16 protein-coding genes are annotated in these 21546 nt (G+C 72.6%); 5 read left to right on the forward strand and 11 right to left on the reverse strand.

From position 1 onward, the window contains the following. Nucleotides 1–23: 23 nt before the first annotated feature. Genes ACFVU9_RS24630 through ACFVU9_RS24645 form a run of 4 tightly spaced genes read right to left on the reverse strand, consistent with a single transcriptional unit; the run spans nt 24 to nt 4075 of the window. The gene (locus ACFVU9_RS24630; RefSeq protein WP_387596713.1) at nt 24–1148 is read right to left on the reverse strand and encodes a glycerate kinase; all 1125 of its coding nucleotides are present in this window, start codon (nt 1146–1148) and stop codon (nt 24–26) included. After that, the gene (gene larA / locus ACFVU9_RS24635) at nt 1145–2434 is read right to left on the reverse strand and encodes a nickel-dependent lactate racemase (protein WP_387596716.1); all 1290 of its coding nucleotides are present in this window, start codon (nt 2432–2434) and stop codon (nt 1145–1147) included. The genes ACFVU9_RS24630 and larA overlap by 4 nt, the downstream gene beginning before the upstream one ends. Then, complete coding sequence (locus ACFVU9_RS24640; protein WP_387596719.1) at nt 2431–3309, reverse strand: amidohydrolase family protein; 879 nt, start codon at nt 3307–3309, stop codon at nt 2431–2433. The genes larA and ACFVU9_RS24640 overlap by 4 nt, the downstream gene beginning before the upstream one ends. Nucleotides 3310–3343: 34 nt before the next feature. After that, on the reverse strand, nt 3344–4075 hold the full coding sequence (locus ACFVU9_RS24645; RefSeq protein WP_387596722.1) for a FadR/GntR family transcriptional regulator: 732 nt from the start codon (nt 4073–4075) through the stop codon (nt 3344–3346). Between the two features lie 352 nt (nt 4076–4427). Here ACFVU9_RS24645 and ACFVU9_RS24650 point away from each other — a divergent pair, with 352 nt between their 5' ends. Next, nucleotides 4428–6086, forward strand: coding sequence for a purine-cytosine permease family protein (locus tag ACFVU9_RS24650; RefSeq protein WP_387596726.1), 1659 nt, complete (start codon nt 4428–4430; stop codon nt 6084–6086). A 101-nt stretch (nt 6087–6187) separates the two neighbouring features. Here ACFVU9_RS24650 and ACFVU9_RS24655 read toward each other — a convergent pair whose 3' ends face one another. From ACFVU9_RS24655 to ACFVU9_RS24670, 4 genes are read right to left on the reverse strand one after another with little or no spacing between them, the layout of a single operon-like run. After that, a complete protein-coding gene (locus ACFVU9_RS24655; protein WP_387596728.1) occupies nt 6188–8569 on the reverse strand; it encodes a beta-glucosidase in 2382 nt (793 codons plus the stop codon). Continuing rightward, a complete protein-coding gene (locus tag ACFVU9_RS24660; protein WP_387596731.1) occupies nt 8566–9384 on the reverse strand; it encodes a carbohydrate ABC transporter permease in 819 nt (272 codons plus the stop codon). The genes ACFVU9_RS24655 and ACFVU9_RS24660 overlap by 4 nt, the downstream gene beginning before the upstream one ends. Next, the gene (locus tag ACFVU9_RS24665) at nt 9384–10280 is read right to left on the reverse strand and encodes a carbohydrate ABC transporter permease (protein ID WP_387596734.1); all 897 of its coding nucleotides are present in this window, start codon (nt 10278–10280) and stop codon (nt 9384–9386) included. Before ACFVU9_RS24665 ends, ACFVU9_RS24660 begins: the two co-directional genes overlap by 1 nt. Beyond that, entirely contained in the window at nt 10277–11569 is a 1293-nt protein-coding gene (locus tag ACFVU9_RS24670; RefSeq protein WP_387596737.1) for an ABC transporter substrate-binding protein, read from the reverse strand. The genes ACFVU9_RS24665 and ACFVU9_RS24670 overlap by 4 nt, the downstream gene beginning before the upstream one ends. Nucleotides 11570–11762: 193 nt before the next feature. On the opposite strand from ACFVU9_RS24670, the gene ACFVU9_RS24675 reads away from it, so the two are divergent. The 3 genes from ACFVU9_RS24675 (at nt 11763) to ACFVU9_RS24685 (ending at nt 16560) form a co-directional block, all read left to right on the forward strand. Beyond that, entirely contained in the window at nt 11763–12833 is a 1071-nt protein-coding gene (locus ACFVU9_RS24675) for a LacI family DNA-binding transcriptional regulator (protein WP_387596740.1), read from the forward strand. A 246-nt stretch (nt 12834–13079) separates the two neighbouring features. Continuing rightward, complete coding sequence (locus ACFVU9_RS24680; RefSeq protein WP_387596743.1) at nt 13080–14000, forward strand: NADP-dependent oxidoreductase; 921 nt, start codon at nt 13080–13082, stop codon at nt 13998–14000. A 112-nt stretch (nt 14001–14112) separates the two neighbouring features. Next, nucleotides 14113–16560, forward strand: coding sequence for a SpoIIE family protein phosphatase (locus ACFVU9_RS24685; protein ID WP_387596746.1), 2448 nt, complete (start codon nt 14113–14115; stop codon nt 16558–16560). Nucleotides 16561–16635: 75 nt separating this feature from the next. Here ACFVU9_RS24685 and ACFVU9_RS24690 read toward each other — a convergent pair whose 3' ends face one another. The 3 genes from ACFVU9_RS24690 to ACFVU9_RS24700 all read right to left on the reverse strand — a co-directional run bounded on the left by ACFVU9_RS24690 (nt 16636) and on the right by ACFVU9_RS24700 (nt 20346). Further along, the gene (locus ACFVU9_RS24690) at nt 16636–17667 is read right to left on the reverse strand and encodes an ABC transporter permease (RefSeq protein ID WP_380446218.1); all 1032 of its coding nucleotides are present in this window, start codon (nt 17665–17667) and stop codon (nt 16636–16638) included. Next, nucleotides 17651–19210, reverse strand: a complete 1560-nt coding sequence (locus ACFVU9_RS24695; RefSeq protein WP_387596750.1) for a sugar ABC transporter ATP-binding protein — start codon at nt 19208–19210, stop codon at nt 17651–17653. The genes ACFVU9_RS24690 and ACFVU9_RS24695 overlap by 17 nt, the downstream gene beginning before the upstream one ends. 83 nt (nt 19211–19293) lie before the next feature. Continuing rightward, nucleotides 19294–20346 carry a sugar ABC transporter substrate-binding protein gene (locus tag ACFVU9_RS24700; RefSeq protein WP_387596753.1) on the reverse strand — a complete coding sequence of 351 codons (1053 nt, stop codon included), beginning with the start codon at nt 20344–20346 and terminating at the stop codon, nt 19294–19296. A gap of 345 nt (nt 20347–20691) precedes the next feature. Here ACFVU9_RS24700 and ACFVU9_RS24705 point away from each other — a divergent pair, with 345 nt between their 5' ends. Further along, complete coding sequence (locus ACFVU9_RS24705) at nt 20692–21543, forward strand: fumarylacetoacetate hydrolase family protein (RefSeq protein ID WP_387596756.1); 852 nt, start codon at nt 20692–20694, stop codon at nt 21541–21543. Nucleotides 21544–21546: the final 3 nt, after the last annotated feature.

Genomic DNA, 21546 nt, shown 5'->3' on the forward strand with positions numbered 1-21546 from the left:
CTGCTCCTCGGGGGGTGCTGTGGTCAGGAAGAGTGCCGGCGGGCGAGCTCGGCGCCGGTCTCCCGGAGCAGGCGTCGCGTCTCGGCCATCGCGGTCGCGGGGCTGCCGGCCCGGTCGGTGAGGGAGTGGGCCGATGTGATGCCGTGGGCGGCGAGCTCGGCGGGCGACACCTCCACGCGTCCGGCGACGGCGGTGACCGGGACGCCGGCGCGGCGGGCCCGGTCGGCCACGCCGATCGGCGCCTTGCCGCGCAGGCTCTGCGCGTCGAGGCAGCCCTCGCCCACCACGACGAGGCTCGCCGAGGCCAGCGCGGCGTCCAGGCCGAGCTCGGACAGCAGCACGTCGACGCCCGGGCGCCGGCTCGCGCCGAGGACCAGCGCCGCGAACCCGGCGCCGCCGGCCGCCCCGGCTCCCGGCCGGTCGGACGGGTCCGTTCCCAGCCGCGCCGCGACGAGTCGTGCGAAGCGGGCGAGCCCGGCTTCGAGTACCGCGACCTGGCCCGGGTCGGCCCCCTTCTGCGGGGCGAAGACGGCGGCCGCGCCGTCGTCGCCGAGCAGCGGGTTGTCGACGTCGGAGGCCAGGACGAGCCGGACGCCGCGGAGGCGGGGGTCCAGGCCGGAGAGGTCGACCCGGTCCGCGTGGGCCAGGGCCGCGCCGCCGGGCGGGAGTTCGGCGCCGCGGGCGTCGACGACGCGCGCGCCGAGGGCCCGGAGCAGACCTGCGCCGCCGTCGGTGGTGGCGCTGCCGCCCACGGCGAGGACGATCTCCCGGCAGCCCAGGTCCAGTGCGGCGCGCAGCAGTTCGCCCGTGCCGTAGGTGGACGCGGTCAGCGGCGCGTGCCCGTCCTCGGGCAGCAGGTGCAGTCCGGAGGCCTGGGCCAGTTCGACGACCGCCCGGTCGCCGCGGACGGCCAGGTGGGCGTCGACCGGCTCGCCCGTCGGGCCGCTCACCCGGACCGGCACCGCGTCGAAGCCTGCCGCGAGGAACGCCTCCGCCGTCCCCTCGCCCCCGTCGGCGACCGGTGCCTCGCGGACGCTCAGCTCCGGTGCCGCCTGCCGGATCCCCTCGGCGAGCCAGCGGCACGCCTGCACGGCGGTGGCCGAGCCGCGGAACTTGTCCAGGCACAGCAGGACCTGTCCTCGCGTCATGGCGCCGACGCTCCGCCGCTGCGCAGGTACGGGATCGTCATGGGCCCTTCCGGCAGGACGCACGCGCGGGCGCCCGGGCCGGCGGCGGCGAGTGCCTCGGCGACCGTCGCGGAGATGTCGGCGGTCTGTTCCAGGTGGGCGGTCGCGAGGTCGGCGTCGCTGAGGTGGGAGGTGTGCATCACCACCCGGCAGGAGGACTGGATCCGGGCCTGGACCTGCACCTGCCACTGGTCGGGCACGGTCCGCGGCCTGGCCCCGATGTCCGCGAGCAGGGCCTGCGGGGAGGGGGCCGAGGCGAGCACCTCCCGGTAGGAGCCGTGGTCGGGGAAGCCGTCGCGGCACTCGGCCGCGCAGACGATGAGGCCGCCGGGCCTGACCACCGTGTGGGCGGCCGACATGCCCTTGACGGACTGGTAGAGGTTCTGGTCGAGCGGGTGTCCCGCGTTGGTGGTGACCACGACGTCGAAGCGGTGGTCGACCGGGCGCATCGCGATGCGGCGGGCGGCGGCGGTGGCCGCGGCATGCATGGGCAGCAGGTCGCCGCCGAAGGCCTCGACGATGCGGTGGTCGCGGTTGAGGACGACGTCGAGCGCGAAGTCGACGCCGGTGCCCGCCGCGATGGCGCGGACGTCGTCGTGGACGGGGTTGCCGTGGGTGACGCCCCAGGTCGCGCGGGGGTCGCCGATGCGCTTGGCGTCGTGCAGGACCAGCACGGTCTCCAGGCCCGCGAGGCCCGGGGCGACCAGTTTGGGGCCGCCGGAGAAACCGGCGAAGAAGTGCGGCTCGACGAAACCGGTGGTGATCCGGACGTCGGCCTCCACCCACTCGCGGTTGAGCCGGACCGGGACGTCGTCGCCCCAGCGGCCCACCCACGCGAGCGCCGCGTCGTCGCGGGCGTCGTGGTTGACGATCCGGATCCGGTCGACCACCTCGTCGCCGAACATCCGCCGCAGCTCGTCCGGGTCGTTGCCGCGGTGGGTGCCGGTGGCCACCAGGATCACCACGTCCTCGGGCCGGACGATCCCGTCGAGTTCGGCCAGGACGGCCGGGATCATCAGGTGGCGCGGCTGGGGCCTGGTGCCGTCGCAGGCGGAGATGGCGACCGTCTGGCCGGGCCTGACCCGCTCGCGCAGCGGCCGGCCTGTGACCGGTCGGCGCAGCGCGGCGCGGAGCGCGGCCGTCTCGTCGGCGGCGCCGGAGTGGTGCAGCGGCTCCACGACGGTGGTGACGGCCGGGTCGACGTCGATGTCGAGCCCGGTCTCACCGTAGGCGAGTCGGACCTTCATGCCGGCGGCTCCCCGTCGCCGGGCCGCGCCGGTCCGTCCAGCCCGTAGATCCGGGCCGCGGTGCCGCCGAAGACCTGCGCACGCTCGTGCGCTTCCAGGCCTTCCGTCAACTCGTCTGCGGTGTGGACGACTTGTTCGTAGGAGGCGGCCACCAGGCAGACCGGCCAGTCCGAGCCGAACATGACCCGCTCGGGTCCGAAGGCGTCGAGGGCGGTCTCCGCGTAGGGACGCAGGTCGGCGACGGTCCAGCCGGCCGGGTCGGCCTCCGTCACCAGGCCGGAGAGCTTGCAGGAGACGTTGGGTTCACGCGCCAGTTCGCGCAGGCGGCCGGCCCAGGGTTCCAGCTCTCCGCGCGCGATCGGCGGTTTGGCGAGGTGGTCGAGGACGAACGGCTGCTCCGGCAGGGCGCGCACCGCGTCGATGGCGGCGGGCAGTTGGTGGGCCCGGACGAGCAGGTCGTAGCAGAGCCCGGCGTCGCCGACCGCGCGCAGTCCGCGCCGGACGTCGGGGCGGGCGAGCCAGGCCGGGTCGGGTTCGCCCTGGACCAGGTGCCGGATGCCGACGAGCCGGTCGCCGCCCGGCCCTCGCCGCAGTGCGGCGAGGGTGTCGGCGATCCCGGGCGCGGTGAGGTCGGCCCAGCCGACGACGCCCGCGATCAGCGGTTCGGCGGCGGCCAGGGCGAGGAACTCCCGGGTCTCCGCGGCGTCCGGCAGCACCTGCACCAGCACGGTGCGGTCGATGCCGGTCGCCCGGGCCCGGGGGGCCAGGTCGGCCGGCCCGAAGTCGCGCCGGATGGAGGCCAGCTCCGGCGCGTCGAGCCAGGAGTGCGGGCGCCGGCCCGACTCCCATATGTGGTGGTGCGCGTCGACTCTCACGCGCATCGCTCCTCGGTCGGTGGTTGACGGTCGGTCAGGTGCGGAGGGGGTCCGGCTGCGGTCTCGTCGCCGCCGGGATCTCCTCCCCCTCGGCCAGGTGCTCGCGCAGCCAGCGTTCGGTGGTGTTGACGTGCATCAGGGCGGCGGCCTGGGCGAGGTTCGGGTCGCGGGCGACGAGGGCGTCGAGGATCGCCTCGTGCTCGGCGATGGTCCGCCCGGCCGCGTCGGCGTCGGCCAGCCCGCGCCAGACCCGGGCCCGCAGCGTGCGCCCGGAGATGTGCTCCAGCAGGGTGGCCAGGGTCTCGTTCCCGGTGGCCCGGATCACCGCCCGGTGGAAGGCGGCGTCGTGCCGGGTCAGCAGCTCGACGTCGTCCCGTGCGTCCCGCATGGCCGCCAGGTGACGCTCCACCTCGGCGAGGTCCTCGTCGGTGATGCGGGTGGCGGCCAGCGCGGTGGCGACCGGCTCGAAGAGCCTGCGCACCTCGGTGAGTTCGAGGACGGTGTCCCCCTGGAGCAGCTCCACCGCGCCGCCGAGCCCTTCCAGCAGCAGACCGGGCGCCAGGCTGGTCACGTAGGTGCCGTCGCCGCGCCTGATCTCCAGGACCCGGGCGACGACGAGCGACTTGACCGCCTCGCGCATCAGGTTCCGGGACAGGCCGAGCTCGGCCGCGAGCTGCTGCTCGGGGGGCAGCTTCGAACCCGGGGCCAGCTCGCCCTCCTGGATCATCCGGCGGATGCGGGCGATGGCTCTGTCAGTCAGGGACACGGCGCCAACGTATCAGGTGATCCCATGTCTCGGAAGAGATCCAATGCCTTCCCTTCGTTGAACTCGGCACACTGCCTGGAACTATGCCGCGCGTCGGCCCTTCCTCTGGCCACCTCGGGTGGCCTTTCACCCGGGATTCATCCCATGTATCGACTCGAAGGAGGAGCCGCTCGTGGCAGCTCACGATGCGGCGTGGATCGGGTGGCCTGGAGGGAGTTCGAAGCGGTCGGCGGGCCGCGGCGCGGCGTCGCGGGTGAGCATCCGGTTACGCGCCGTTCACACCGCGCGGGCTCGTGGGGAAACAAGCGGTTCCTAGCGTGTCCGCTCACACCGCACCCCGGAAAGGCGGACCATGACCACCACCGAGTCGCGTCCGACGACGACCACACCACCCGACGCCGAGAAGAGCCAGGCGACGAAGGAGACCCTGGAGGACTACACCCTCCGCTTCGCGCCCCGCAGCTACCGCCGCTGGACCCCAATTGTCGTGGCGACCACCGCGCTCGGCGGCATCGCGTACATGGCCGACTTCTCCATCGGCGCCGGCATCGGCCTGGCCCACGGCACCGGCAACGCGCTTGTCGCGATCGCGGTGGCCGCAGTGGTCATCTTCGTCACCGGCTTCCCGCTCGCCTACTACGGAGCCCGCTACAACATCGACCTCGACCTGATCACCCGTGGCTCCGGCTTCGGCTATTACGGCTCGGTGCTGACCAGCGTCATCTTCGCGAGCTTCACCTTCATCTTCTTCGCCCTCGAAGGCTCGATCATGGCCCAGGGCCTCGAGCTCGGCCTCGGGCTGCCGCTGTGGCTGGGCTACGCGGTCTCCACGCTGATGGTGATCCCCCTGGTGATCTTCGGCATGAAGGCGCTCAGCAAGCTCCAGGTGTGGACGACGCCGGTCTGGCTGGTGCTGATGGTCGCCCCGCTGGTCTACCTGATCGCCGACGACCCCGGCACCGTCGACCGCTTCCTCTCCTACGCCGGCACCGACGGCGAGGGGGGCGTCAACCCCGCCTCCGTCCTGCTCGGCGCCGGTGTCTGCCTGTCCCTGATCGCGCAGATCGGCGAGCAGATCGACTACCTGCGCTTCATGCCGCCCAAGACCGAGGCCAACAAGCGCGGTTGGTGGACCGCCGTGATCATGGCCGGTCCCGGCTGGGTGGTCCTCGGCGCCCTGAAGCAGGCCATCGGCGTCTTCCTCGCCGTCTACATCATCGCCGGGGTCGGTGCCACCGCCGCCCCGGAGCCGATCCGGCAGTTCAAGGGCGCCTTCGACGCGATGATGCCGTCCTGGCTGGTCATCCCGCTCGCGGTGGCCCTCGTCGTGATCAGCCAGATCAAGATCAACGTCACCAACGCCTACTCCGGCTCGCTGGCCTGGACGAACTCCTTCACCCGGGTCACCAGGCACTACCCCGGCCGGATGGTCTTCGTCCTGGTCAACCTCGGCTTCGCGCTCGCCCTGATGGAAGCCGACATGTTCAGCTTCCTCAACAGCATCCTGGGCTTCTACTCGAACTGCGCGATCGCCTGGGTCGTCACCGTCGCCACCGACATCGGCGTCAACAAGTACCTGCTGAAGCTCTCCCCGCTCCAGCCCGAGTTCCGGCGCGGGATGCTGTACGCCGTCAACCCGGTCGGCGTGGTGGCCTTCGTCGCCGCCTCGGGCCTGTCGATCGCCATGTACTTCCACGCCCTCGGCGACACCCTCCAGCCGTACTCGCCCGTGGCCGCCGCCGTCATCGCCTTCGTCCTCACCCCGCTGATGGCGACCGTCACCAAGGGCCGGTACTACCTGCGCCGCACCGGCGACGGAATCGACGAGCCCCTGCTCGACGCCGCGGGCAATCCCAGCGCCGTCACTCTCGACTGCCACGTCTGCCACCAGCCCTACGAGCGCCCCGACCTGGCCGCCTGTGCCACCCATGAGGCGGCCGTCTGCTCGCTGTGCCTGAGCACCGACAAGGGCGGTGACCACGTGCTGCCCGCACAGCCGATCACCGGCTGACCCCGGGACACCGGCGGCCGCCCACCCTGAGCGGAGAGCGCCCGCGCCCGTGGCCGCGGGCGAATGAGCCACGGCCCGTCGGGTTCGAGGGGCCTCCTCCGTTACGGGGTGGCGGCTTGTGGGAGGTCGTGGACGGCGACGGTCGGGTGCAGTCGGCGGGTGTGGTCGAGCGGGCGCGGCGGGCCGGTGAGGCGCAGCGGGACGGTCAGGCGGTGGTCGGTGCTGGAGGCGGAGATCCTCAGTTCCAGCGCGCCGGGTTCGACGATCCGCCTGCCGTCGCGGCCGGTGAAGGACGCCAGGTCGGCGGGAAGAGTCAGCTCCACCCGGCAGCCGGCTCCGGCTTCGAGCCGGATCCTCCGGTAGCCGACCAGCCGCTGCACCGGCTGCACGACGCTTGCCACCGGATCGTGCAGATACAGCTGCACCACCTCCGCCCCCGCCCGCGCGCCGGTGTTGTGGAGCTCGAAGCCGAGCCGGAACGCGCCGTCGGTCCCGGTCTCCGCCACCTGCACGTCCAGGCCGGACCACGCGAACTCGCTGTAGCCGAGCCCGTGTCCGAAGCCGTAGGCGGGGGTCGGATCGATGCTGGAGACGTCGTCGGCCTGGGCCAGCCGGGCGGCCAGGTAGGTGGCGGGCTGGACGGCGGGGTGAGCGGGGACGGAGACGGGCAGGCGCCCGGACGGGTTGACCCGCCCGCTGAGCACGCCGGCGAGCGCCCGGGTCCCGGCCTCGCCGGGGAAGAAGCACTGGACGATCCCTGCCGCTCCGGTGACCGCGCGGCCCAGCGCGTACGGCCGACCGGCCAGCAGGGTGACCACCACGGACGTCCCGGAGTCCAGCACCGCCTCCAGCAGGTCCCGTTGTCTGCCGGGCAGTTCGAGCGAGGCGGCGTCGCATCCCTCGCCGCTGGTGCCGCGCCCGAACAGCCCGGCCCGGTCGCCGAGGGCGAGCACCACCACGTCGGCCCACCGGGCGGCCCGTACGGCCTCGGCGATGCCGGCGGTGTCCTCGCCGTCGACCGTCACGCCGCGCACCGTCCGCACCTCGCTGTCAGCGAACTCCTCCGTCAACGACGCTCGCAAGGTGGGGAGTTCGATGCCGAGCGGGGTCTTCGGGTGCTGTCCGCCGACGTGCACGGGGAAGGAGTAGCAGCCGAGCACCGCGGTGGGTTCGTCGGCGTTGGGGCCGATCAGCGCGATCCGGGCGGGGCCGCGCAGCGGCAGCAGGCCGTCGTTGCGCAGCAGCACCACGGCCTGCTCGGCGACTTCGGCGGCGAGCGCGCGGTTGGCGGGCGGGTCCAGGTCCACCGTGCCGCGCAGCGCCTCCGGCTCGCTCGGGTCCGCGTCGGCGAGGGCGGCGGGTACGGGGCTCCAGTCCGCGTCCAGCAGGCCCAGTTCGGCCTTCTGGGCGAGGACGCGGCGCAGTGCCCGGTCGATCACGTCCTCCGGGACGCTGCCCGCCGCGACCGCGTCGAGCAGCGGCTGCCCGAAGGTCTTCACGGTCGGCAGCTCGACGTCGACCCCGCCGGCCAGGGCCAGGGCGGCGGCGTCGGACCAGTCCTCGGCGACGCCGTGCAGCGTTTTGAGGAAGGCGATGCCGAAGTAGTCGGCGACGACCGTGCCGGTGAATCCCCAGGTGTGCCGGAGCAGTCCGGTGAGCAGGGCTTCGTCGGCGGCGGAGGGGACGCCGTCGGTGTCGGTGTAGGCGTGCATGACCGAGCGCGGACGGCCTTCCCGGACGGCCATCTCGAAGGGCGGCAGGATGACGTCGGCGCGCTCGCGCGGGCCCATCGAGACGGGGGCGAGGTTGCGTCCGGCGCGGGAGGCCGAGTACCCGGCGAAGTGCTTGAGGGTGGCGACGACCCCGGCCGACTCCAGGCCCTGGACGTAGGCGGTGGCGACGGTGGCGACCAGGTACGGGTCCTCGCCGATCGTCTCCTCGACCCGCCCCCACCGGGCGTCGCGGACGACGTCGAGCACCGGGGCGAGGCCCTGGTGCACGCCGACGGCCCGCAGGTCGCGCCCGATGGCCGCAGCCATCGCCTTGACGAGCTCCGGGTTGAAGGTGGCGCCCCAGGACAGGGGGACGGGGTAGGCGGTCGCGCCCCAGGCGGCGAAGCCGGCCAGACACTCCTCGTGGGCCAACGCCGGGATGCCGAAGCGGTTGGCGGCGGCGATCCGCTGCTGGGTGCGCAGCAGCGAGAGCGCGCCGAGCGCCGGGTCGACCGGGGCGGTGCCGAACGGGCGGGTCAACTGGCCGAGCCCGTGCGGCAGGAGGGCGTCGAGGTCGGGCGGCTGCTCCATCTCGTGCTGGTGCGGGGCGACTTCTCCGCCCTCGCTGTCGGCGCCCACCCAGACGCCGACCAGTTGGGCGGTCTTCTCCCGCAGGGTCATCACCGCGATCAGGGCGTCCGCCCTGGCCTCCGGCGTCAGTGCGGGGTCCTGCCAGGGAGCCGTGCTCGGGGAGTTGCCGAGGCCGTTCATTTCCCTCCCAAGCCCGTGAGGCCCTGGACCAGGGCGCGCCGGGCGAACAGGTAGACGATGAAGACGGGGAGCATGGACAGCACCACGGCGCTCAGCAGTCCGGGCACGTCCACGCCGTGTTCGGTCTGGAACTCGTACAGGCCGAGGGTGATGACCTTCGTGGAGTCGGACTGGGTGAGGATCAGCGGGAAGAGGAAGCCGTTCCAGGCCTGGAGGGCGGCGAAGACCACGATCGAGGCCAGCCCGCCCTTGGACAGCGGGAGCACCAGCTGCCGGAACACCCGCGCCGGGGACGCGCCGTCCATCGCCATCGCCTCGTACAGCTCGGGGCCGATGTCGCGCATGGCGCCGGTCAGCACCAGGGTGCAGACGGGCAGGCAGAAGGCGGCCGTCGGGAGGATGACTCCGATCAGGTGGTCGTACAGGCCGGTCCTGCCGATCACGTAGAACATCGGCACGATCACCGCCTGGGCGGGGATCGCCAGGCCCAGCAGGAACATCCGGAACACCCAGCCGGTGGCCCGGCCGCGGGCGCGCACGATGGCGTAGGCGAGGGGCGGGACGACCAGCAGCACGATGGCGACCACACCCGCGGTGACGGTCAGGGTGTTGAGGAGGTCCTTGCCGAAGCCGCCCGAGAGGTCGGCCAGGTAGTTCCGCAGCGTCCACTGCGCGGGCGGGCTCAGCGGGCCCTCGGTGGAGTAGTCGGAGCGGGTGCGGAAGGTGGCGATCAGCAGCACGTACAGCGGCAGGCCGACCAGCACCAGCCACACCAGGGAGCCGAACCCGGCCAGGAGGTTGGGGCGTCGGCGCATCACAGGCCCTCCGTCGTGCCGCGCATCCGGTCGTAGCCGGAGAGCCTGACCACCGCGAGCGAGATCAGGGTGGCGACCACCACGAGGACCAGCGCGATGGCCGACCCCGTGCCGAAGTCGAAGCCCTTGAACGCCTTCTGGTACATGTAGTAGGCAGTGACGGTGGTGTCCGTGCCCGGACCGCCCTGGGTGAGGATCAGCACCGTGTCGAAGGTGGTCAGGCCGCCGACCACCATCAGGATCACCGAGGTGACGACGGTGTTGCGCAGCTGCGGCAGGGTGATGTGGAAGAACTGCCGTACGGTGCCCGCCCCGTCGACGGCCGCGGCCTGGTAGAGCACCTGCGGGACGGCCCGGGCGCCGCCCTGGTAGATCAGCGCGTGCAGCGGGGTGAACTGCCACACGCCGACGAAGGTCAGCACCCCGATCGCGCCGCTCCTGCTGCCGAGCAGGTTGCCGTCGCCGAACAGCCACGTGAGCTGGGCGGGCACGCCGAAGTTGGGGTCGAGGACGGCCCGCCACACCACCGAGACGGCGGTCGCCGAGAGCAGCAGCGGCACGAAGTAGACCGCGGAGAGCACGGCCCGGTTGCGCTGGTGCCCGGCGGCCCAGACGCCGAGCAGGAGGCTGACCGGTGTCTGGGTGACCACGCCGAGGGCGGTGAGCAGCAGGGTGGTCCAGACGGACTGGAGCATCACGGGGTCGTGGAGCAGGGTGCGCCAGTTGTCCAGGCCGTTGAAGTGCGGCTCGCCGATGCCGTCCCAGCTGGTGAAGGAGAGCACGGCGACGAGCGCCATCGGTGTGAGCGCGAACAACAGGAAGAACACCGCCGCGGGCACCGCCCAGACGACACCCGGGCGGGTCGTCCCCGGGCCGGCGCCGGCACCGCGCGTCATGAGGCCGGCAAGGCCTGCATGGCCTTGATGAAGCCGTCGGCGTCGGTCCTGCCGTCGAAGAACTGCTGCACGGCGGTGTGCATCGGGGTCATGGCGCTCGGCGGGTAGGCCTGGTCCCAGGAGAGCTGGAACGAGGGGGCGGCCTTGACCAGCTCGTACTGGTCCTTGGAGTAGGCGGGGCTGGCCGAGAGGTCGAGGAAGCCGGCGGTGCCGGTGGTGGTCGGCAGGTTGCCGATGGCCAGTTGCGCCTTCACGAACTCGTCGGAGTACATGAGCTTGAGGAAGGCTGCGGCGGCCTCCGGGTGCTTGGTCTTCTTCAGCACGGAGTAGAAGTTGTTGGTGTTGCCGACGACGTCGGCCGGGTCGCCCTTGCCGCCGCTCACGGCCGGGAAGCCGGTGTAGCCGAGGCCGGACTTCGCGAAGTCCGGGTTGGCGTCCTGCTGCGTGGAGTAGTACCAGGAGCCCATCAGCTCGAAGGCGGCCTTGCCCTTGGCGACCAGGGCCGGGGAGCCGCCGTCGGTGAACTTCACGGAGTCGGAGTTGCTCCCGAAGGCTCCCGCGTCGACCAACTGCTTGAGGGTGGCCAGCGCCTTGCGGCTGTCCTCGCTCGCCCAGGCCTCCCGGTCGCCGCCCAGCGCCCGCTGGAACAGGCCGGGGCCGGCGATCCGGTCGTAGAGGTACTCGAACCACATCAGGGTGGGCCACTGGTCGCCGCCGCCGAGCGCGATCGGGGTGATGCCCTTGGCCTTCAGGGTCCTGGCGGCGGCGACGAGGTCGTCCCACGTCTTCGGCGGCGTGAGCCCGGCGTCCGCGAGCACCTTCTTGTTGTGGAACAGCAGCACCGGCTGGGTGCCGCGCATCGGCACGCCGTACGGTTTGCCGTCCACCACCGCCGAGTTGAACACCGAGGACAGGAAGTTGTCCTTCAGGCCCGGGTCCTTGGCGATGAAGTCGTCCAGCGGGAGCAGCAGACCGGCCTTGACGAACGGCTGGATGGAGCCGCCACCCCAGTTGAAGAAGACGTCGGGGGCCCGCGGCGTGGTGATGACGGTCTGGAGCTTCTGCTGGTAGTCCGCGCCGGGGACGGTGTCGAGCACCGCCTTGACCCCGGAGGTCTTGTTGAACGTGTCGACGATCTGCTTCTCGACCTTGTTGGCGGCGTCGCCGTAGACCAGCACGTGGATCGTCCCGGCGCCGGCGTCCGAGGAGGTGCCGCCCGAACCGCAGGCGGCGGACGTGCCCAGCACGAGTGCGGTGGCCGCGGTGATCGCGGCGATTCTCGATCGCATATCCTGCCCTCTGGTTCGAATGTTTCGAGTGAGTTGCCGAAATGCTGTGGGAAACCTAGGACCGACCTGACCAACAGTCAAGAGCGCCGACGGGATCGGCATCGGCCGGTCGGCGGGCTAGCATCCGTGCGGTACGACACGGCCACGGCCGGGCCGTACCGCCACCGACAACGGAGTTCGCCCGGCAGGGGCAGTGCAGGAGGAACTCGTGACCAGAGCGGCCACGCTCGCCGAGATCGCGCAGGAGGCCGGGGTCTCCGCGCCGACAGTTTCGAAAGTCCTGAACGGGCGCGCCGATGTCGCCCCGGCCACCCGGGAGCGGGTGGAGGAGCTGCTGCAGCGGCACGGCTACCGGCGGCGACGCGGCAACCGCCAGGCGGCCCCGCTGCTGGAGCTGGTCTTCCACGAGCTGGAGAGCGCCTGGGCGGTGGAGGTGATCCGCGGCGTCGAGAACGCGGTGCGCGAGGAGGGCCTGAGCATCGTGCTCTCCGAGGCCGCCGAGCGGCACGGCCCCGGCCAGTCGTGGGTGGACGCGGTGCTCGCCCGCCGCCCGACCGGCGTGGTGCTGGTGCTGTCCGACCTGGACCGCTCCCTGCGGGAGCAACTGGCCCGCCGGGACATCCCGTTCGTGGTCATGGACCCGGCCGGCGACCCGGGCCAGCAGGTGCCCGCCGTCGGCACCACCAACTGGGACGGCGGCCTGGCCGCCACCCGCCACCTGGTCGACCTCGGCCACCGCCGGATCGGGCTGATCGGCGGCCCCGCCCGGATGATGTGCAGCCGGGCCCGGGCCGACGGCTACCGGGCGGCGCTCGACATGGCGGGCATCCCGTACGACGCGCAGCTCGTCCGCGAGGGCGACTTCCACCACGAGTCCGGCCGCCGGCTCGGCCTGGAGCTGCTCGGCCTGCCGGACCGGCCGACCGCCGTGTTCGCCGGCAACGACCTGCAGGCGCTCGGCCTGTACGAGGCCGCCCGCGAGCTGGGACTGCGCATCCCGGAGGACCTCAGCGTGGTCGGCTTCGACGACCTGCCGCTGGCCCGCTGGGTCGGCCCGCCGCTGACCACCGTGCGCCAGCCGCTGACCGAGATGGCCGAGGTGGCGACGCGCCTGGTCATCGACCTGGCCCGCGGGGTCCGGCCCGGCACGCTGCGGGTGGACCTCGCCACCAGCCTGGTCGAGCGCAGCAGCACCGCCCCGCCGCGAACGGTCGACGGTCCGTCGGACGGATCCGACGGACCACGCCGGGGATCGGAGGGCTGACGGAAAGTTTCGACGACGACCTCCTCCGGAAGGATATCGACCACGACGGCAACCTTTCCGGTCCGGGCGACCACACCCAGGGGTGCGACAACCACGGCAAGCCGCAGTCGGCAGCGGCACGCCATCCGTGTCGGCCTCGGCGGCGGTCGGCACCCGCCCCGGATGCCGACCGCCCGCCCCCGGCATAGCGTGGCCCACAGCGCCCTGCCCGCCCGGCTGCAACACCGGTTCCCTGGAGGTCCGTTCATGCGCGCGGTGACCTACGACTCGTACGCCCCGGACAACTCGCGGCTGCGGTACGGCGAGGTGCCCGACCCCAAGGTCGGTCCCGGCCAGGTCCTGATCGAGGTCCGGGCGGCCTCCGTCAACCCGGTCGACTGGAAGGTCATGGCGGGCGGCCTGGACGGCATGATGGACACCGTCTTCCCCGTCGTCCCCGGCTGGGACGTGGCCGGCGTGGTCACCCGGACCGGCCCCGACACACCCGAGTTCGCGCCCGGGGACGAGGTGATGGCCTACGCCCGCAAGGACGTGGTCCAGGCCGGCACCTTCGCGGAGTACGTCGCGGTCGCCGCGCCCGCGGTGGCGCGCAAGCCGGCCGGACTCGACTGGGCGCAGGCGGCCGGGCTCCCGTTGGCCGGCCTCACCGCGCTGCGCTGCCTGGAAGGGCTCGCGGTCGGGCCCGGAGACGTGCTCCTGGTGCACGGCGCGGCCGGCGGCGTGGGCAGCCTCGCGGTGCAGCTCGGCCGCGACCGCGGTGCCCGGGTGATCGGCACCGCCTCGGAGCGCAACCACGCGTATCTCCGCGGGCTCGGCGCCGAACCGGTGACGTACGGGGACGGCCTGACCGACCGGGTGCGCGCGCTGGCGCCCGGCGGTGTCTCGGCCGTCGCGGACTTCGTCGGCGGCCAGCTGGAGACGACCCTGGCCGTGCTCGCAGATGGCGGGCGGCACGTCTCCATCGCCGACCCGGGGGTGTCGCAGCACGGCGGCCACTGGATCTGGGTCCGCCCGGACGGCGCGAAGCTCGCCGAACTGGCCGCGGCCGTCGACCGCGGCGCCCTGACGGTGGAGGTCGCCCGGACCTTCCGGTTGGACCGGACGGGTGAGGCCTTCGACGCCAGCCGCACCGGCCGCACCCGCGGGAAGCTGGTCGTCGTGCCATGACCGCTCCCCGTCCTCGTCGGTGGGAGCGCGCGTGGCGGGGGCCGGACCTAGGCTGGAGCGTGGCGCCGGAATTCCCCCTCCGGCGTGCACGGCTGCCCGGACGGAGGCGCGCGTGGAGACGACTGGCGAGAAGGACGCACCCACCGCCGTTGTCGTGGTCGACCCGGACGGCGTGGTGAGCGGCTGGAGCGAGGGCGCACTCCTGCTACTCGGCTGGACGGCCGAGGAGACCGTCGGCCGCCCGGTGGCGGACTTCCTGGTCGATCCCCCGCCGGGCTTCCCTGGGAATGGCAGCCCCCGGAATGACAGAGCCGGGAATGACGGCCCGGACCCGACGGGATTGATCGCCGTGCGCCACCGGGACGGCTCCACGGTGGACGCCGTGGTGACGGCCCACCCCCTGCGCGGCGCCGACGGCCTGGCGGTGGGCCGCGTGGTGACCGTGCAACGCTGGGCGCGCCGCCCCGTGATCGCCGACCGGGCCTTCGAGCAGTGCCCCTTCGCCCTCGGCGTCTACGACCCCGACCTGCGGTTCCTGTGGGTGAACGCCGCCGCGTGCCGGGTGATCGCGCACACGGAGGAGCAGATCCGCGGTGAGAAGTACCGCGAGCTGTTCCCCGAGCTGCAGGGCGTCCCGTACACCGACAAGCTCTCCGAGGTGGCCAGGACGGGCGTGCCCGCGCGGCTCATCACGATCTTCAAGCCGCTGGGCAGCGCCTACGCGAACGCCTGGGCCACCAGCATCTGGCCCGTCCGGGACGCCGGGGGCACGGTGCGCGCGGTCGCCAACTGGGGCTTCGACATGAGCGCCGAGTACTGGGCCCGCCAGCGCCTGCTCATCCTCAACGAGGCCACCCGGGGCATCGGCCGGACCCTGGACGTGACCAGCACCGCCCGGGAACTGGCCGAGACCCCGGTGCCCGGCTTCGCCGACCTCGTCACCGTCGACCTCTTCGACGAGGTGCTGCGCGGGGAGGAACCGCCCGCCTCCGCCGCGGTCGCCGCGGGCGGCACCATCACGCTCGGCCGCGCCGCCCGGCACAGCGCGAAGGAGGACCCCGACCTGCCGCCCGGACCGTCCGCGCGGGTCAGCTACGCCCCCGGTTCCGTCGCCGCCCGCTGCATGTCCGCCGGCAGGTCCGTGGTGCAGCTCGCCGCCGAACCCAACCAGGGCGGCGAATGGGCCTTCGGCCCCGGTCTCGCCGCCGATCCCGCCCACTGGCCGCCGGGCACCCCGCTGATCGACCGGTCCATCGCCGCGAAGGGGCTGACAGGAAAGATCACCGTGCCGCTGCTGGCACGCGGCGCCGTGCTCGGCGTCGTCGCCTTCGCCCGCCGCGACCGGCCCGAGGCCTTCACCGCCGACGATCTGATCCTCGCCGAGGAACTGGCCGCCAAGGCCGCCGTCGCCATCGACAACGCCCGCCGCTACACGCGCGAGCACGCCCTCGCGCTGACCCTGCAACGCAGCCTGCTGCCCCAGCGGCTGCCGTATCACGGCGCGATCGACGTGGCCTCCGGCTACCTGCCCGCGGGAGCCGGCGCCGGCGTGGGCGGTGACTGGTTCGACGTCATCGCGCTGTCCGGCGCCCGGGTCGCCCTGGTCGTCGGCGACGTCGTCGGCCACGGCGTGCACGCCTCGGCCAGCATGGGAAGGCTGCGCACGGCGGTCCGCACCCTGGCCGACGTGGACCTGCCGCCCGACGAGCTGCTCACCCACCTGGACGACCTGGTCCTCCACCTCCCCGACGACCCCCGGCCCGACGGCGGCTACGAGCCGACCGGCGAGACCGGCGCCACCTGCCTGTACGCCGTGTACGACCCGGTCTCCCGCCGCTGCGCCATGGCGAGCGCGGGCCATCCGCTGCCCCTGGTCGTCTCGCCGGACGGCACCGGCACCGCCGTCGAAGCCCAGCCGGGGCCCCCGCTCGGCGTCGGCGGGCTGCCGTTCGAGGCGACCGAGATCGAGCTGCCCGAAGGCAGTCTGCTCGCCCTCTACACCGACGGCCTGGTGGAGAGCCGCGAGCGCGGCGCCGAGCAGGGGACCGCCGATCTGCTCCGGGTCCTCAGCGAGCCGGCCGCGTCGCTGGAGGCGCTCTGCGACACGGCGATGAAGGCCATGCTGGCGGAGCACCGCACCGACGACGCGGCCCTGCTGCTCGCCCGCACCCGCGCGCTGGACCCCGACCACGTCGCCGACTGGGACATCGAGTCCGACTTCGCGCAGGTGGCGCACGCCAGGCGGCTGGCCGCCGACCAACTGGCCGTCTGGGGCCTGGAGGAGACGGCGTTCGTCACCGAACTGGTCGTCAGCGAGCTCGTCACCAACGCGATCAAGTACGGCCAACCGCCCATCAGGCTGCGGCTGATCCGGAACACCTCGCTGATCTGCGAGGTCTCCGACGGCAGTGACACCTCCCCGCACCTGCGCCGGGCGCGCACCTTCGACGAGGGCGGCCGGGGCCTGATGCTCGTCGCCCAGCTCACCCAGGGCTGGGGCACCCGACACAGCACCAGCGGCAAGACCATCTGGTGCGCCCAGAGCCTCGGCCCGACGTGATCCCGGACGCCGCCGGCCCACGACGCGGCCGTGCCGGACGGGACGGTCCGGCACGGTCGGGTGACGGCCCTCGGACTACTCCTGCTTCTCGCCGGAGGCGTAGCGGGAGATGATCAGCGCGATGATGATGATCGCGCCGTTGAGGAACTGGTTCCACAGGGGCGGGACACCGGCCAGGGTCATGACGTTCACCACGAGCTGGAGCGTCAGGACACCGGTGAGGGCGCCGAAGAGCGTGCCGCGGCCGCCGTTGAGGCTGACGCCCCCGATGACGGTGGCGGCGAAGACCTGGAAGATCCAGCCGTTGCCCTGATCGGCGGAGATCGAGCCGTAGTGGCCGGTGTAGAGGACGCCGGCGAAGGCGGCGAGCAGGCCGCCGAGGATCAGCACGGCCCAGGTGATCCGGTCGACGCGGATGCCCGCGGCCCGGGCGGCCTCGGCGTTTCCGCCGATCGCGTACAGCGCACGGCCGTGCCGCAGCCAGGCGAGGGCGCTGCCGCCGATCAGGAAGAGCAGGGCACAGATCCAGATCGCGGCCGGGACGCCGAGCCAGCTCGCGCTGCCGAGGTAGCGGAAGGAGTCCGGCACGTTGACGATGGACTGGCCCTGGGAGATGGCGACTTGGAGGCCACGGAGCAGCGTGAGCGCGCCGAGGGTGACGATGAAGCCGTTGAGGCGCAGCTTGAGGATGAGGAAGCCGTTGATCGCGCCGATGAGGGCGCCGACCAGCAGGCACAGGGGGATGGCCGTCCAGGTGGGGAAGAGCCCGAGGCCGTTGAAGCGGGCGCCGTGGTCGGGCAGGACGAGCCAGACGGCGATCACCGGGGCGACGCCGATGGTGGATTCCAGGGAGAGGTCCATCCGCCCGGCGATCAGGATGAGCGCCTCGGCGAGGACCAGCAGGCTCAGTTCGGTGGCTTGCTGGCCGACGCCGAGGAGGTTGTCGGAGGTGAGGAAGGCCGGCGACACGATGAAGCCGATGACGCCCAGCACGAACAGGACCGGGACGAGCGACAGGTCGCGGTAGCGGGCGAGGTCGAGGCGGCGGCCCGCGGGGGCGTCGGCCGCCGCGCCGGGGAGCTCGGGAAGCTCAGTGGTGGGAGACATTGCTTTCCTTCGTGTCGGTCGGGCCGGACATGCCCTCCATGGCCGCGACCAGTTCGTCGTCGCTCCAGCCGGATTCGAACTCGGCGACCACGCGCCCCTGGAACATGGTCAGGACGCGGTCGCAGACGCGCAGGTCGTCGAGTTCGTCGGAGACGATCAGGGCGGTCCTCCCGTCGTCGGCGACCTGGCGGATGGTGCCGAGCAGGGATTCCTTGGACTTGATGTCGACGCCGTTGGTCGGGCGGATGGCGACCAGGACGTGCGGCTCGGTGGCCAGCGCGCGGGCGATGACGACCTTCTGCTGGTTGCCTCCGGACAGCGCGGACACCGGGGTGCCGGGGCCGGGGGTCTTGATGTCGAGGTCGCCGATCATGCGCTGGGCGAAGCCGCGCGTGCGCGAGGGCAGGACGGTGCCGTACGGGCCGAGCCGGCCGGTGACGGTGAGGGTCGCGTTCTCGGCGACGCTGCGCTGCGGGATCAGTCCCTGGATGTGCCGGTCCTCGGGGACGAACCCGATGCCGGCGGCGAGCGCGGCGGGGACCTTTCCGGTGCGCACCGGTCGTCCGGCGACGGTGACGGTCCCGGCGACGGGCCGGTGCAGTCCCGCGAGGGTCTCGCCGAGCTGGACGTTGCCGCTGGCGGCGGCGCCGGCCAGGCCGACCACCTCGCCGGGCCGGGCGGTCAGGTCGACGTCCCCGTAGTGGCCGGCCAGGCTCAGGCCCGTGACGTCGAGCAGCGGCGGCGCGTCGTCCGGGAGCGCTCGGCCGGTCGCCGACCAGCTGGGCTCCATGCCGCGGGAGGACTCGCCGGTCATCGCCTCCACCAGGGCGTGCTGGTCGAGGCCGGCGACCGGGGCGGTGACGATGTGCCGGGCGTCGCGGTAGACCGTGACGGTGCTGCAGAGCTCGTAGACCTCTTGCAGGTGGTGCGAGATGAACAGGAACGCGACGCCCTGTTCCTGGAGTCCGCGCAGTTTGGCGAAGAGCTTCTCGATGCCGCGGGCGTCGAGCTTGGCGGTGGGCTCGTCCAGGATGATGAACCGGGCGCCGAAGGACAGCGCGCGGGCGATCTCGACGAACTGGCGCTGCTCGACGGTGAGGTCCTCGGCGCGGGCCGTCGGGTCGACGTCCACACCGTACTCGGCGAGCAACTCGCTCGCCCGGTGCCGCAGTCGCTTCCAGCTGATCGGGCGCAGCGCGCCGGTGCTCTGCCGGTCCAAGAAGAGGTTCTCCGCGACGGTCAGCGCGGGGATGATCGTGGAGCGCTGGTAGACGCAGGCGACGCGCGAGCGCCAGGCGTCGGTGTCGCCCGGGGCGGGGGCGGGTTCGCCGTTGTACCGCAGGGTGCCGGTGTCGGGGTTCTGCAGCCCGGTGAGGATCGAGACGAGGGTGGATTTGCCCGCGCCGTTGCGCCCGACCAGGGCGTGCGATTCACCGGGGGCGACCGAGATGCGGGCGTCGCTGAGGGCGACGGTGGCGCCGAAGCGCCTGCTGATCCCGTCGGCCTCGACGACGGGGCCCCGGACGGGGCTGGGATCCGCCATGGCGGGGTGTCCTCTCCGTGGGTTCCGCGGACGGGCGGGCCATCGGCCTGGGTGCCGTGCTCCGCCCGCCCGCGGGGGCCTGGTCACTTGCTGACGTTGTTGCCCCACAGGGCCTTGTCGTCGACGTTGTCCTTGGTGACCAGGGGCGCGGGAAGCTGGTCCTCCAGGCCGTTGGGCAGCTGGATGATGGTGGAGTCGTGGTCGGTCGGGCCGGCCTGGAAGGTCTTGCCCTCGGCAGCCGCCTGCGCGTAGGACAGCGCGTACTTGGCGTACAGGTCGGCGGGCTGGGAGACGGTGGCGTCGATGTCGCCCTTGCGGATGGCGTCGAACTCCTGCGGGATGCCGTCGTTGGAGACGATCGCGATGTGCCCCGGCTGGCCGGCGGGCTTGAGCAGGTCCTTCTGCTGGAGCAGGGCGAGGGTCGGCTGCAGGAAGGCGCCGCCGGCCTGCATGTAGATCCCGCCGAGGTCGGCGTTGGCGGCCAGCGTCGACTGGAGCTTCGCGGAGGCGACGTCCCCCTTCCAGTCGGTGGCCAGCTCGATCACCTGGATGTCGGGGAACTTCTCCTTCATGCAGGCCGCGAAGGCCTCCGAGCGGTCGCGGCCGTTGATGGAGCTGAGCGAGCCCTGGAGTTCGGCGACCTTGCCCTTGCCGCCGAGCTGCTTGCCGAGGAATTCGCAGGCCTTGGTGCCGTAGGCCTTGTTGTCGGCCCGGACCACCATGTAGACGTTGCCCCTGTCGGGACGCGTGTCGACGCTGACGACCGGGATCTTCTTGGCGGAGAGCTGGTCCAGGGTGGAGGCGATCGCCCCGGTGTCCTGCGGGGCCATGACGACGGCCTTGGCGCCGGTGTTCTGGAAGACCTGGACGTTGGCGACCAGCTTGGTCACGTCGTTCTGCGAGTTGCTCACCGGCAGGGTGTTCAGGCCCTGGGAGGAGGCGCCCTGCTTGATGTACTGCGCGTAGGAGTTCCAGAAGTCGGAGTCTGCGCGGGGCAGGTCGATGCCGATCGCCGGCTTGCCGCCGCCGGAGGCGGAGGAGGTCGAGTCACTGCCGCGGTTGCAGGCCGTGGCGAAGCCCGCCAGGAGGGCCACGGCGGCGGCCGTAGCCGCGATTCTGGAGGAGCGAGGCTTCATGGTGCTGGGTCTCCTTGGCTGGGAAGGCCGGCGCCGCCGCGGCGCGGGTGGGGGCGGATCGCGAGGCGTCCGGGCATCCGGCGGCAGTCATCGGATGGCTGCTGGTGACGAGGACTTTACGAGCCGGAAATCCGACTGACAAGAGGAAACCTCGGATGCTTCCCAACCGTGATCCCCACCCCTTCCCCATCCCGGCCGGGGCCCCAATGCGCGGTTTCACCTGCGTAGTTGAGGGCGAGTCCGGGCAGCCCGCGAGCAAACATCGGAGGAATCCTTGCGATGCCCGAGGCAGCCTCGTATGGTCGTGGCACCACGGATACATCCGATGTGTTGATGGGAGCCACCATGAAGCTGCTGCGAGTCGGCGAGCCGGGAGCGGAGACGCCGGCCGTCCGCGACGAGGACGGAACGGTCTACGCCCTCGCGGGCCTGACCGAGGACATCGACGGGGCCTTCCTCGCCTCGGGCGGGATCGGCCGGGTCCGCGCCGCACTGGCCGAGGGTTCGCTGCCCGTCGTGGACGCGTCCGACCTGCGGATCGCGGCCCCCGTCGCCCGCCCCGGCAAGGTGGTCTGCATCGGCCTCAACTACCGCGACCACGCCGCGGAAACCGGCGCCGCCGTCCCCGAGCGGCCCGTGGTCTTCATGAAGGACCCGTCCACGGTCGTCGGCCCCTTCGACGAGGTCCTGATCCCGCGCGGCTCGGTGAAGACCGACTGGGAGGTCGAGCTCGCCGTCGTCATCGGCCGCCGGGCCCGCTACCTCGCCGACCCGAGCGAGGCGGCGCAGTGCATCGCGGGCTACGCGATCAGCAACGACGTCTCCGAGCGGGAGTTCCAGCTTGAGTTCTCCGCCCAGTGGGACATCGGCAAGTCCTGCGAGACCTTCAACCCGCTCGGCCCCTGGCTGGTCACCCCGGACGAGGCCGGCGACCCGCAGGACCTCGCGCTGCGGCTGAGCGTCAACGGCGAGCAGCGCCAGGACGGCAGCACCAAGAACATGATCTTCGACGTCGCCTACCTGGTCTGGTACCTCAGCCAGTACATGGTGCTCAACCCCGGCGACGTCATCAACACCGGCACCCCCGCCGGCGTGGCCCTCGGCCTGCCCGGCACCCCCTACCTGCGCGCGGGCGACACCGTCGAGCTGTCCATCGACGGCCTCGGCACCCAGCGCCAGACGTTCACCAACGCGTGAAAG

Source organism: Kitasatospora sp. NPDC057936, from assembly GCF_042887525.1.
Classification (GTDB): Bacteria; Actinomycetota; Actinomycetes; order Streptomycetales; family Streptomycetaceae; genus Kitasatospora.